This window comes from Arthrobacter sp. StoSoilA2 (genome assembly GCF_019977195.1).
In the GTDB taxonomy this organism is placed as follows: Bacteria; Actinomycetota; Actinomycetes; order Actinomycetales; family Micrococcaceae; genus Arthrobacter.
In genome coordinates, this window is sequence record NZ_AP024643.1 from 103,945 (window position 1) to 116,549 (window position 12,605).

14 protein-coding genes are annotated in these 12,605 nt (G+C 62.7%); 7 read left to right on the top strand and 7 right to left on the bottom strand.

The features are described 5' to 3' along the window. Nucleotides 1-13: 13 nt before the first annotated feature. Nucleotides 14-1,096, bottom strand: coding sequence for an FUSC family protein (locus tag LDN82_RS00510; RefSeq protein ID WP_224165992.1), 1,083 nt, complete (start codon nucleotides 1,094-1,096; stop codon nucleotides 14-16). 161 nt (nucleotides 1,097-1,257) lie between these two features. Here LDN82_RS00510 and LDN82_RS00515 point away from each other — a divergent pair, with 161 nt between their 5' ends. From LDN82_RS00515 to LDN82_RS00525, 3 genes are read left to right on the top strand one after another with little or no spacing between them, the layout of a single operon-like run. Then, on the top strand, nucleotides 1,258-2,289 hold the full coding sequence (locus LDN82_RS00515; protein WP_224165993.1) for a hypothetical protein: 1,032 nt from the start codon (nucleotides 1,258-1,260) through the stop codon (nucleotides 2,287-2,289). Then, the gene (locus tag LDN82_RS00520; protein WP_224165994.1) at nucleotides 2,286-2,717 is read left to right on the top strand and encodes a phage holin family protein; all 432 of its coding nucleotides are present in this window, start codon (nucleotides 2,286-2,288) and stop codon (nucleotides 2,715-2,717) included. Before LDN82_RS00515 ends, LDN82_RS00520 begins: the two co-directional genes overlap by 4 nt. Then, nucleotides 2,714-3,289: a DUF3618 domain-containing protein gene (locus LDN82_RS00525; protein ID WP_224094596.1), complete on the top strand. Its 576-nt coding sequence runs from the start codon at nucleotides 2,714-2,716 to the stop codon at nucleotides 3,287-3,289. Before LDN82_RS00520 ends, LDN82_RS00525 begins: the two co-directional genes overlap by 4 nt. Before the next feature lie 626 nt (nucleotides 3,290-3,915). On the opposite strand, the gene LDN82_RS00530 is transcribed toward LDN82_RS00525, so the two are convergent. Continuing rightward, entirely contained in the window at nucleotides 3,916-4,374 is a 459-nt protein-coding gene (locus tag LDN82_RS00530) for a hypothetical protein (RefSeq protein ID WP_224165995.1), read from the bottom strand. A gap of 142 nt (nucleotides 4,375-4,516) precedes the next feature. Here LDN82_RS00530 and LDN82_RS00535 point away from each other — a divergent pair, with 142 nt between their 5' ends. Continuing rightward, nucleotides 4,517-4,921: a hypothetical protein gene (locus LDN82_RS00535; RefSeq protein WP_224165996.1), complete on the top strand. Its 405-nt coding sequence runs from the start codon at nucleotides 4,517-4,519 to the stop codon at nucleotides 4,919-4,921. 4 nt (nucleotides 4,922-4,925) lie between these two features. On the opposite strand, the gene LDN82_RS00540 is transcribed toward LDN82_RS00535, so the two are convergent. The 5 genes from LDN82_RS00540 to LDN82_RS00560 all read right to left on the bottom strand — a co-directional run bounded on the left by LDN82_RS00540 (nucleotide 4,926) and on the right by LDN82_RS00560 (nucleotide 8,634). Further along, a complete protein-coding gene (locus LDN82_RS00540; protein WP_224094599.1) occupies nucleotides 4,926-5,525 on the bottom strand; it encodes a hypothetical protein in 600 nt (199 codons plus the stop codon). 51 nt (nucleotides 5,526-5,576) lie between these two features. Beyond that, complete coding sequence (locus tag LDN82_RS00545; RefSeq protein ID WP_224165997.1) at nucleotides 5,577-6,170, bottom strand: RDD family protein; 594 nt, start codon at nucleotides 6,168-6,170, stop codon at nucleotides 5,577-5,579. A gap of 3 nt (nucleotides 6,171-6,173) precedes the next feature. Next, on the bottom strand, nucleotides 6,174-6,950 hold the full coding sequence (locus LDN82_RS00550) for a hypothetical protein (protein ID WP_224165998.1): 777 nt from the start codon (nucleotides 6,948-6,950) through the stop codon (nucleotides 6,174-6,176). Continuing rightward, a complete protein-coding gene (locus tag LDN82_RS00555) occupies nucleotides 6,947-7,927 on the bottom strand; it encodes a hypothetical protein (RefSeq protein ID WP_224165999.1) in 981 nt (326 codons plus the stop codon). Before LDN82_RS00555 ends, LDN82_RS00550 begins: the two co-directional genes overlap by 4 nt. Nucleotides 7,928-8,145: 218 nt before the next feature. Next, nucleotides 8,146-8,634, bottom strand: coding sequence for an inorganic diphosphatase (locus LDN82_RS00560; RefSeq protein ID WP_144663396.1), 489 nt, complete (start codon nucleotides 8,632-8,634; stop codon nucleotides 8,146-8,148). A gap of 148 nt (nucleotides 8,635-8,782) precedes the next feature. Between LDN82_RS00560 and dacB the strand changes: the two genes are divergently transcribed. The 3 genes from dacB to tilS all read left to right on the top strand — a co-directional run bounded on the left by dacB (nucleotide 8,783) and on the right by tilS (nucleotide 12,603). After that, nucleotides 8,783-10,231, top strand: a complete 1,449-nt coding sequence (dacB, locus tag LDN82_RS00565) for a D-alanyl-D-alanine carboxypeptidase/D-alanyl-D-alanine-endopeptidase (protein ID WP_224095167.1) — start codon at nucleotides 8,783-8,785, stop codon at nucleotides 10,229-10,231. Nucleotides 10,232-10,318: 87 nt separating this feature from the next. Then, complete coding sequence (locus LDN82_RS00570) at nucleotides 10,319-11,440, top strand: zinc-dependent metalloprotease (RefSeq protein ID WP_224094603.1); 1,122 nt, start codon at nucleotides 10,319-10,321, stop codon at nucleotides 11,438-11,440. Nucleotides 11,441-11,532: 92 nt separating this feature from the next. Further along, nucleotides 11,533-12,603, top strand: coding sequence for a tRNA lysidine(34) synthetase TilS (tilS, locus tag LDN82_RS00575; RefSeq protein ID WP_224095169.1), 1,071 nt, complete (start codon nucleotides 11,533-11,535; stop codon nucleotides 12,601-12,603). The last annotated feature ends 2 nt before the right edge of the window (nucleotides 12,604-12,605 follow it).

Here is a 12,605-nt window from a genome sequence, read left to right on the forward strand (position 1 = left end):
GACGTTTGTGGTACTAGTCGGCAGGCGATACCACCGTGATGATCCTGCGCAAACTCATGGCCACTGACGCCGCCGCGTTCACCGAAGCCTGGCCAGCTGCAGCTTCCGTGACTGCATCCCCGAGCGCGGATACGCTCTCCTTCGCCTTTGCCAGGTGGCTCTTCAATTCCCCGGCATCCCCGCCCCGCCACTGATCAATCACGCGGGATACGGCCTCCAGCGCCTCGGACAGGTTGGTCAGGACGCTGTCCGGGATGACGGTTCCCGCGTCCTCCTCCCAGATCACGCTGGCCAGGACGTCGGTGATGTCCTGGACATGGAAGGTCAGCCGTTCCACTATCCGCAAACCAGCCAAATCACTTGGTAGCCGGCCAGCACGACGCCGGGACCTGGGGTTCGCTTTTGCGCTCAGTTCCGCTTCATGAACGGCAGTACGCACGGCTGCGGCCGTTGCTGAGAGTTCGCCGCTGCGGCTCGCCCAGGCTTCGTGGTTGGGCGGCCAGGATTCCTCCATCGCGCGCGCCATGTCCTTCAACTGTTGGGACAAAGCCCGTTGATGTCCGGCCAGGGCGGGATCGATTCCCTCAAGATGCAGCGGCGGAAACACCAGCCAGTTCACGGCGAAGCCAACGGCAACGCCCATGGCCATCTGCAGGACGTAGGCAAAGGAGAAGCCCTCCGCATTGGAATCCCCGAGGACGAGTACGAATAAAGCAGCCATGGGAACCCATTCGGAGGCGGTGCCCAGCCGGGGGAGGCCGCCGATGATCACGCCCAGTCCCACCACCACGGCAACGGCCAACGCAGTGGGCGCTGCCACCGTGGTCACCGCAAAAGCCATGCCTATACCCAAGGCCAAGCCCATGAGGCTCTGCAGGCCATGCCTGGCGGAGTCTGCCACCGTGGGATGCATGCTCACGAGGGCGCCGAGCGGTGCGTAGTAGGGGTAGGAGGCAGCAGGACCCGGCATGAAGGGTGCGAGATACCAAGCGACGCCTGCCGCCGCAGCAGTTTTGGCCGCAAACAGGAGTCGGTGACGGGTCACAGTTTTTCGGAGCGCGGGAATCAGCCGCCGCCTGGTGGGCTTGTGGCTCATTGATCCAAGGTAGGCGGGTCATACGCTGCGTGTCGAGCTGGGATTTCGATCAGTATGTGGCGATTGAACCACCGGCAAGCGGGTACACACCCATTGATAGTAACGATACTTACTATCCCGGCTGCTGTCCGCAGCCTGCCAACTGTGGAAAGAGAGCGACAATGACTGAGAGCCAATCGCCGCAGGACGGAAGCTTCGCGGCGCCACGGACTGGGGTCCCCGCCGGGACCGAGCCTTACACGGGAAGTTACCTGGACTCACCGGTCGAAACCGACACCACCGGCATGGAAACAGATGCCGGCGCCGGAACTACCGGTTACGGGAGCACTACCACGGGATCCGGAACGACGTCCGGCACGGGAAGCGTCGAATCGGCCAAGCACGAAGCCGCCGAAGTGGCCGGCACAGCCCGCGATGCTGCTGGCGGTGTGGTTGAAACAGCCAAGGCCGAAGCCGGAAACGTGGCGCAAGAGGTCAAAATGAACGCCCGGCAATTGCTGACGCAAACCAAGGGCGAGTTGACCGATCAGGCCGCTACCCAGCAACAGAGGGTCGCGGAGGGTTTGCGGTCCATCTCCGACGAGCTATCCACCATGGCCAATGCCAGCCAGGACGGCGGAGTCGCCACGGACCTGGTCCAGCAAGCGGCCCAGCGCTCCTCCTCGATTGCCCACTGGTTGGAAAACCGGGATCCGGGTTCACTCCTGGATGAGGTAAAGAGCTTTGCCCGGCGTAAGCCCGGCACCTTCTTGCTGCTGGCTGCCGGTGCCGGCGTCCTCGCCGGACGTTTGGGCCGGGGAATGGCGGACAACTCGCCCATGACGGGAACGGGCACCTCGGATACCACCACCCGGACCCCGCGCGCCCAGTACTACCCAACCCAGGGTGGCGCTGTGTCACCTCCGGCAGTTGATCTGCCAGGGCCCCAGACGACAACCGCTGGATACGGAACGACCGCTGCCGGGTATGGAACGACCGCTGCTGGAACGGGAGCTGGATACGGAACGACAGCTGCTGGAACGGGAGCTGGAACCGACACGGGATACGGCGCGGGCACCACGGGTGGCCTTGAAGGATCAACCATGCCCTACCCGGAAACCGATGCCGGTGGCGTGAAGGCCCAAGGAGATCCGCTCGCACGTCCCGATGATCCCAGCGATCCCGATGATCCCGTCTATGGAGGTCCCCGATGAGTAGTCCTGCCGACCTTCCTCCCACCGAAGCCCATCTCAAAGCCGAATCCGTACCCCTCGGCGAGTTGCTGAGCGACCTGACACGCGACGTCTCCACGTTGATGCGGCAGGAAGTTGAGCTGGCCAAGGTAGAGCTCAAGGAATCGGCCACCAAGGCCGGAAAGGGCGCAGGGATGATGGCCGGAGCCGCTTGGGCCGGGCATCTGACCGTGCTGTTCCTTTCCCTGGCTCTTTGGTGGGCCTTGGGTCAGCTCATAGGCCTGGGATGGTCCGCCGTTGTTGTGGCGGTCATCTGGGGCATAGTCGCAGCGGTGCTGGCCTCGATGGGGCGAAAGGAATTGAACGCCATCAAGGGCATGCCGCGCACCACCGAGACAGTCAAGGAAATACCTCCAACCTTCAAACCGAATACTGAGGAGACACGATGACGCAGAATCCCGACGCCCTGCGCGCCGACATCGAACAAACTCGCAGGCGGCTCAGTACCAACGTTGACGCCGTAGCTGACAAGGTCACGCCCTCGCACATCGTCAACCGGAGAGTAGACAGGATCAAGACGGCCGTGTTTGGCGCCCGCGACGATGTTCAGGACAGGGCGGGCCATGTTGCCCATCAGGCCCAGGACGCTGTTTCCGGTGTGGTCTCGGACATTGGCGACGCACCGCAGGTGATCACACGAAAAGCCCAAGGCAACCCCATTGCTGCCGGCTTGATCGCCTTCGGCGCAGGCCTGCTGGTTTCGGCCCTCATCCCACCGTCGGACAAGGAACGCGAGGCTGCGCAGGCAGTCAAGGAAGCAGCCCAGCCACTGACCGAGGAACTGGGCCACGCCGCCCAGGAGATGGCCGAACACCTCAAGGAGCCGGCGCAGGACGCGGTCCAGAACGTCAAAGACAGCGCCACGGAAGCTGCTGCCAACGTCAAGGACGAGGGCCAGGCGGCTGCTGCAGATGTGCAGGACCGCGCCGCGATGGCCAAGGACAACCTCGGCAACCAGTAATCGCGTTACCCACCCAACTGAGTCGCAGCAGATGCCGTTTTGAGGGCCCAAAAGGGCATTAACTGCGACTCAGTTGGGTTCGCGTTGCTGGCGCGCCGTGGGACCGCGAAAGTATGCGGGGTTGGCTCGCCAGGGCTCTGGCCTTCCGGGTAGATCATTGGACTGTCCGTCTCGGTGAACGCCGACCCAACTATGAGCAACCCTCTTAGGCCACGCTCCACCCTAGAGAAGCGATAGCCTCCAGCCAGACACCTCGTCCTGGGGTAACCAGTCCGCGCATATTAGTCTGACAACGGCGTCGTCAACGACACGCCGCCCCTCCCGAGGCCGAGACCCGGACCAAAAGGAAGCGACCCCGGAAACCAAACCGGGATCGCTTCCCCACGCCCGTTGACAAAACGAGCTACATATTAGTTGGGTTAGTGTGTGCGTCAGGGGACCATTCTTACCGTGCCGCCGATGGTTAGCACAGCTGATCCGGCGCGACCCCCGATGAGGACCCTGAAGGAAAGCTGATCTCCATAGGTAACTGTTTCATAGTTCCTGACGTTGCTCATGGTGCCGTGGAAGAAGTAGTTCGCAGGAACGGTGTGAGGTGCGTTCTTTCCTTGGAGGACGCCGGCTTTTTACCAAACAAGACCTGATTCACTGACGTTGCTAGTGATCTGGCCGGCAAGCATTCTTGAGATCTGATAGCTCCAATTTGCATTGTTGTAAAGGCAATTATTCCTGATCTGGAACGCGCCGTTTGTATCTGAGAACCGATAATTGCCCATCCTGCAGCTGATGTTCTGATTAGTCGTCGGACCGTACACGAGCGGCGGTGTAACGGCCCCTCGCGGCTCTATCAATTGCGTATCACCTAATGTGGACTTGACCTGACGGGCGGCATTCTCCGAGAGGGGCGCATCGAACTCGATCCTCAGAGTTGAGTCGGCGGCCGCATTGGTGTCATTGAAGATGACGACCTGTGAGACCGTAGTGTCGTCCGCCGAGGCGCTGGGCACGACTCCTAGAAGCAGCAGGAGCACTGCTGCGACCAATCCAAAGAATGTCTGCTTGAACTTAGTGCTTTGATAGCGCATATTTCCCCCAAACTAAGTGATTATCACCCATGTCACTCGAATCACCCGACGTAGTAGGTAACACCGCGCGGATGTAATCTAATGACAGAACACCCCGTTACGGCAGAAGTGTTCACAAGGGAGTGGCGCCAGGAGGTTTTTTATGACGGTCAAGATTGTCGAAATTATTAATCACGTCTTGCGCGACGTTGTCTCCAGCGGGTTTGAGCCGCCCCGCATTCAAGACGTGGATTGGTACGACGACCCGCGGGTGCTTTCAGTCATGATTTACAGCGCCCGTGATTCCACAGGACGAGGCATTTCAGTCTTGGCCGAACTTTCGCGCGCTGGTCAGCTTGCGTCCGTGGCCGATCAGATTCAGGAGTGGGTCATTGAAGAGAATAGAGCGACTTGCAGCAACTGGCCCCAGTGCCCTCAACACCCAAATAACCACCCCCTAACGCCCCGCGTGGTCAGTGATCAGGGTGTCTGGACCTGCCCGGCATCGAATAGGCCGGTCGCCGCAATCGGTGAGCTGTTTACAGGCAGCCCTAAGCCGGGGCTGTAGTCAGCTACCGCACTTCGAGGATCATCTGCAGCAGACGGGCCGCGGCGGGTCGGGCAGCGTGTTCCTCCACCCACTGTGCACGGGCTAGTGCTTTGCTGACCGCCTGCGTCGTGATGCCGAGTTCCTGTGCCACGGCCTTTTGCTGGCCACGCACTCCGGGGGTGAGGAGGTCCAGGACCCGCCACTCGGCCGCGCTCCGGTGCTGCACGATGTGTCCGAGGAGGCGCAGTACTGCTTCGGCTTCTGCCGCCAAAGCTGTGAAGGGACCATCAACGGCAACAGGGACACGTTCCTTCCCGTTGCGGAGGCGGTCAACAGCCCGCCGGGCATAGACAAGACCGTGCCCGGAAGCGTCCTTGACAAGGTTGGGAAGGGGCTCGTTGATGGGCCCCACTCCGATTCCTACATACCATTGGCCGGTCCGGAGGGCGATCAGTGCTGTGTCAACAGCTTGGTGGCCGGACTCGACGATGCCTTGCACCTCATCCTCAACCGAACGGTCGAAGTCGAGCCGTGCCGGAATATGCCGCAGGTCCTTGAGGAGCCCTGGCACGAGATCGCCGTCGCGGCGGCTGTCGCGTTGGTTGATGGTCAGAGTGAACATAGTGGATCACATGCTACCGGCTGGTAGCCGCTCTGCAAGGGCTTGTTTTCCTTAAAATTTTTCTGTCGAGGATGCCCGCTCTGCGGCCCCTACTTTGGGGTCCGGGACCGGCTGCCGGCCCTCCGCCACGCCGGATCGGCGATCAAGAGCAGCAAACTTCGGATCCCACGTATCGTCCGAGCTCCCGCTGAACGCCGCAAGAATCAGCATCACCACGAAGAACGGAAAGAAGGACCAGCAGATAGCGCGCCACCCGCCCAACCAGGCACCCGCCGTCGTGCCGTCCTTGATACGTACCGAGCGCATGCCCGCGGCAGCATCGCCGACGCTGCCCGCAGTACCCCAGATCATGCCGTAAACGAACAAACCAACGAACCAGAGAACAACGTAGAGCGTCAACCAGAAGCCGTCGTTGAAGGCCAGAAGTGAGCCACTGTTCATCATGGCATTGCGTGCAACTGCCACTATTGCAGCCAGGATGCCATAGCCTGCAAGGAACACGATCGCGTCAAGGACGCGACCCCAGAAGTGGGCCCCTCCGGATGCTTTCACGAAGTAGGCGCCGGTCCCGGGATGGCGGCGTACAGGGCGGCCGTTGAGGGCATCAACCAAGCCAGTAGCGGTCTGGGACTTCGAATTGCTCATGCGTCAGGCCAGCCCGGCCAGCCCGCCGAGGACGCGGGCAAGCGTCGGCGCGGATGTCTCTTTCAGCTCAAGGGAGACAGATTCGCCTTCCACCCGCGGAGTAAGCACGTGCACGCTGCTGGGGCCGGTGTAGACGGTGACAGTTGGAAAGTCGTTCGTATCAGAATTGAAGACCACCACGTTGCTGGCCGCCTGCGTATCGGCCAGGGCCGTTGCGGCATATTCTTCGAACCCGGCCTCAGAGTAAACAGTGGGATCGGTGTCGCGGTTGGCCGCTGTGTTCGGGTCAACGAATTCCGCCAGGCGCGGAGCCAACTGGTCCCGGGTGACAACAGTGAAGCCGTGCAGCCCGCCTTCATCCACTTCTTCCAGCAGCACGCCGTCGTCGTGGATGTAGCCGTAGAGCCAGCGCTTGCCGGTGGAAACGGTGCGTTCCACTGAGACCACGCTGCTGCCACTGCGACGCAGTGTCAGGGCGCCTGTGATTTCCTCCGTGGCGTGCAGACGGGTGGGTTCGGTCTCGCCTTCAAAGATCACAGGGTAGACGAGTTCCTTGGCGAGCAGCCCACGAAGGGCCACGGCGCACATCAGCTCCTTGCTGGCATCCTGCGAAGTGAGCCACGGAAGGGCCACGATTTGCTCGTGCTGGACGCCGTCCAAGGCAACAACCTCTTCATCTGTCAGCGTCGGCAAGGCCTTGCCGGTGGCGCTTGCCGAGGCCAGGACTTTCGCTGCAGCCTGTACGTCCCGCTCGGTCCAATTCATGGTGCTGGTGGTCATCCGAATATCCCTCCGACAAAGTTTCCGACTGACTTGGCGGCATTACCGACCCCGTCTGCCACCTTACTGCCTACATCCTTGGCGAAATTGCCTACTTCCCGGGCGCCGTCGGCGATATAACTCCCGGGGTTCCGGGCGAAGTTACTGATGGAATCCCAGTTGTCCGCCACCAGGTTGCCCAACGCCCAGGCGCCGGCAACGATGCCCGCGCCGATTACGATTGGCGCGCCAACGGGCCCCAGCAAAGCTGCGCCACCGGCAGTCATGAGCATGATGCTGCCCACCCCGCCCACTACGGACAGGCCGCCGGCTACCCGGTCTCCGGTACCGCGCCAGCCGTCGTGCTCCGGACTGATCATGTCGCTGATACCGCCAACAATGTTCAGCGGGGCCGCCAGGGCCCCGGCGACGCGCAGGCCTTTCGAGAACTTGCTGGCATCCTGGAACGCCTGGCTGTAGGGAATGTTGGCCTTCAGGTCCGTGATGACATCAGTGACCTTCTCGCCGCTGCGCAAAGCACTCAAAGCATCCCGCAGCACCGTACCGCCAGCCCGCCAATTGGTGAGTACCTCGCGGGTCTTGACCCATTCGGCATGTCCGAGCTTCCCGTACTTGTAGGCGGTCCAGAGCTGCGCGCCCAGTTCCTTGACGCCCGTTGCGGTGTCGTAGACATCCATCAGGACGCCCACCGACGTACCCGAACCGTCATTGTGGCTGGCAAATTCCTGCTGGTTGGCGTGCTTCTTGAGCTGGCTCGCGTTGTCCCTCAGCATGTTGGCGGCCTTCACCAGGCTCTGCCTGTGCTGGCTGTTCCAATCGCTCTTGAAGACCGTGGCGTCGCGGCCCTGCCACGCCGTTGCGGAGTTGATGGCGTTGGATAACTGCGCGCTCTGCAGATTGATGGCATCGGCAGCCTTGCCCATGACGCCGGCCAGACTGCGAAGCTGCGCAATGTCCGCGCCGTAGAACCCAGCCATGTGGTACCCCCTGTTACATGCGTCGTAAAGTCTCGTCCCAGCCTAGGCGGACCCCGAAGATGCCGCGATGGGGAGCAGTGCCCATCAAAGCAACGCGGGGTCACTTAGGGCCCATGTTTTAGCCAATAATGGGCCGTATCTGACCCCGCGTTGCTTAAAGCACGACGGCGGCTGGTGCCGTTCACAGGGAACAGCACCAGCCGCCGTCGTAAGTGTTGCTAGTGGCCTTCGGCCGAGAAGCGCTTGATGGAGGCTTCCAGCTCGGCTTCGGCAGCGGCGCGGTCGCCCCAGCCTTCAGCCTTGACCCACTTGCCGGGCTCCAGGTCCTTGTAACGGGTAAAGAAGTGCTCGATTTCCTTGATCAGGAATTCGCTGACGTCGCTCACTTCCTGGATGTGGTCGAAGCGTGCATCCACCGGGACGCAGAGGACCTTGGCGTCTCCGCCGCCGTCGTCAGTCATGTTGAAAACACCGATGGGGCGGGACTCAACGATGACGCCGGGGTGGAGGTCGAAGTCCTGCAGGAGCACCAGTGCGTCCAGGGGGTCGCCGTCTTCGCCCAGCGTGTTCTCGAAGAAACCGTAGTGCGTGGGGTACTGCATGGAGGTGAAGAGGACGCGGTCCAGGCGGACGCGGCCGGTTTCGTGGTCAACTTCGTACTTGACGCGCGATCCCTTGGGGATCTCGATGGTCACGTCGTGCTTCATGGCGTGCTCCTTGACGGGTGTGGGTGGGGCGCGGCAGGCGAAAGTGCAGCCAGCGCCGCCGACTACTATTGAGGATATAGCGAGAGGCCCGGGTTTCTTGAACCGGCGGCGACATTTTCAGGACTGACAGGACCAAGCAACTTCCATGATGGGCGTTAAAAACGGGGGTGCCCGGAAGTGGGTGTCCACGGCGTGGGGGCGCTTGAAGTGGCCGATGCTGTTGACGTTGGTCCTGCTCTGCCTGGGGGCGATCGTGGTGGCCGGCATGGTGCCGGGACTCCTCACCGCACCCAAGCCGTCACCCTCCGCGCCATCATGGCAGCAGGAGCCGGACCGGCTGTCCGAGGCCAATGGCGTGCTTCCTTTGGACCCCGATGCCCCCGTGCCCGTCCCGGCTGAGCTTTCGCGCCTTGTGAATGACGCCCTGAAACCCGTCGGCGCCGGCAGCATTACGGGCATTGTCATGGACGCCTCCACAGGCACGGTCCTGTTCGACCGCGATGCCAACGCCAACCGAATCCCGGCGTCGAACATGAAGCTTTTGACCGCCGTCGCTGCCTTGAAGGCGCTCCGTCCCGAATCACGCTTTACCACCCGTGTGCTGGCCGGTAGTGAACCCTCGACCGTTGTGCTGACGGGGGGAGGGGACGTGCTGCTCGGCGGAGGCGCCTCGGATCCAGAGGCCGTGATGGGCCGGGCGGGACTTGCAACCCTGGCCTCCGATACTGCCGCTTCCTTGGCTACCGCCGGGGTCAAAGGGCCTGTGACCGTGCAGGTTGATGATTCGCTGTTCAGCGGCGCGCCCCTCAATCCTGCGTGGAGCCTGGACGACGTCGCGGCTGGCGAAACCGCCCCCTTGTTTTCCCTCGCCCTGAACTCCGGGCGCTACTCACCAACAGTCACCACCGGGCCGCGCCCCCAGGATTCGGCCGTCACCACCGCCCAGGCTTTCGCCGAACAATTGGTGGCTGCCGGCGTCCAGGTGAGTCCCGGCGTCGAACGTGGCAAGGGCGTCCCGGCCAAAGTGTTGGCTGCAGCTGAGTCCGCCACTGTGGGCGAGCAGGTGGACCTCATGCTGGAGACCTCGGACAACTTCCTGGCAGAGGCGCTTGGGCGGATGACCGCCATTGCGTCCGGACAGGAAGCAACGTACGACGGCGCCACTTCAGCCGTGCGCCAACGGCTGGGGGAGTTGGGAATCGCCACTGATCCCAAGCAGTTGCAGTTGGCCGATGTTTCCGGCCTTGCCTTGGAGAACCAGGTGTCTGCCCGCCAGTTTGCCGAGGTAGTCCGGGCCATTACCAGCGGACCGGACCTGAGCCTTCGGACCGCCCTGGACGGATTCCCGGTCGCGGGCCTGACGGGCACCCTGGATGACAGGTACGTGGATCCGAGCACAGCCCAGGGTGCGGGCCTTGTCCGCGCCAAAACGGGGACGCTGAACACTGTCATCGCGCTGAGCGGGTACGTGGTGGACGCTGATGGGCGCCTTTTGGTGTTCTCGTTCATCGGCAATGGGCTGGAACCGGGTGCGGCTGGAAACAAGGAGGCGATGGACCGTTCGGCATCGGTGCTCGCCTCGTGCGGCTGCCGCTAACCCCGCTGGGGAACAGTAAAATCCCGCCGCTCCGCGCGGAGCGAACTTAAGGGCCCTTTGTCAGGGTCATGTGGTGTGATGGACCGTATGGTGTCATCTGCCCGAGATTCGTCAGCAGGGGCCCCGTCCCTGATCAATTGGGACCTGGCCGCCTCGACGGCTGCCCGGCTTACCCCGCCCGGCCCGGCACTGAGCGCTGGGGAAATCGGCAAGGCGGTGGAGAACCTGCGCTTCAATGCCGATATCTCCGTGCCACATGTCCATGACATCACGGGGCTTGAAGCGGCCCGGGACCTGCGGGATTCGCACGTTCTCGTTGTGGACCGCGCCTCATGGTCCAAGGCCAACACCCAGAGCTTCTCCGTCATGCTCCAGCCTGTTCTGGCGAAAATGCTGGAGTCCCGCAACAGCCTGTCCCTGACACCCGCTGCCGCTGCGGCCAGCGGCGCCATCACCGGTAGCCAACTCGGCGCCATCCTTGCTTTCCTGTCCAGTAAAGTCCTGGGCCAATATGATCCGTTCGCGGCCTTGGCCCCCGAAGCCCACGTCCCTTCGGGCGGGCGGCTACTCCTTGTTGCGCCCAACATCATCTCCGTTGAACGCGAACTCAACGTGCACCCGGACGACTTCAGGCTCTGGGTATGCCTTCACGAGCAAACGCACCGGGTCCAGTTCGCGGCAGCACCGTGGCTGCGGGACCACATGCTCGGCGAAATCGAAAAGCTCAGCGGTCACCTTCTGGGCAACATGGATTCCCTGGTTGAGCGGGCAGCCGCCGTAGCCAAGTCCCTGAAGGACCGCGCTGCATCCGGGAACGTGCCAAGCCGGGGCGCAATTCTGGACCTGCTGCAGGATCCAGAGGAGAAGGCTTCCCTGTCCCACATCACTGCCGTCATGAGCCTCCTCGAAGGCCATGCCAACGTGGTGATGGATGCCGTGGACTCCAGCATCGTCCCGTCCGTTAAGACGATTCGCCAGCGCTTCAATGATCGCGGCAAGGACCGAGGCATCATCGAGAAGTTCATCCGGAACCTCCTCGGTCTCGACGCCAAGATGCGCCAGTACACAGACGGCGCAAAGTTCGTGCGCGAAGTTGTTGAGGTGGGCGGCATGGAAGGCTTCAACCGGGTGTGGAACTCGGCCGAAAACCTCCCCACCGAGGAAGAGATCCACAATTCCAGGATGTGGCTCGAGCGGATGGGGCTTTGAGCAGTTCCCCAAGCGCTGCATCCGTTTCCCCAGGCAAGGGCCGACGCCGGCCGGGCCGTTTGGCGCCCGTCGTCGGCAAGGCACGGAAGCAGGTGCAGAACGCCCTGGCCGCTGCGGGATACCCGCAACGTGTGCTCGTAGCCTGCAGCGGAGGGCCGGATTCACTTGCGCTCGCCGCGGTGGCTGGATACTTCGCCCGGCGCGGCCATGTGGACGGGCATCCCCTTTCCGTGGCCGGCGTGGTTGTCGACCACCAGCTCCAGGCTGGCTCGGCAGACGTAGCTTCCCGAACGGCAGCTGTCTTGAGGGAACTGGGCCTCTCACCTGTGGAAGTGCGCACGGTTGAGGTTGCGTCCACCGGCTTCGGACCCGAAGCTGCGGCCCGCGATGCCCGGCACGCGGCACTCGAAGCCGCAGCAGATGATCTTGGTTGCGATCGAATCCTCCTCGGCCACACCTTGGATGACCAAGCCGAACAGGTGCTCCTTGGCCTGGCCCGTGGCTCGGGTACCCGTTCTTTGGCGGGCATGAGGCCGGTCCGGGGACGCCTGCTCCGGCCCTTCCTGGGCCTGCGGCGCGAAGAGACCCTGGAAATCTGCGAGGTCGAGGAACTGCAGCCGTGGCATGATCCGAGCAACAGTGACTCTGCCTTCGCGCGCTCGCGAACACGGGTGGAGGTCATGCCGGTCCTCGAAGAAAAACTGGGGCCCGGCGTTGCTGAATCCTTGGCGCGGACAGCCGCAATCCTGCAGCACGACGCCGATTTCCTGGAGGATCTTGCAAACGAGACGTATCTCTCGCTCGTGCAGCGAACCGACGACGGCGCGTGGCTGCCAGAGGATGCCGTACGCGGACTTCCCGCAGCGCTGAGGTTCCGGGTCATCGCGAAGGCGGCTGCCGACGTCGGGGGCCAACAACCCGGGTACGGACGGCTCCAAGCCGCGGAAGCGCTGCTTCGCCGCAAAGGTTCTGCCGGCCCTGTGGAACTTCCTGGCCACGTGAGTGTTTACCGCCTGTCCCTCAGTGATTTGGAGCAGGAACGGGCTGGTGGTTCCGTTGCCTCGGCTGCTGCCGGGACGGGTGATTCGGCCACCGGCGGTCCCCGGGAGGCCGCACGCTGTGGGAAGCTAGTATTCCGGCATCAGAAATCGCCCCAACAGTAGCC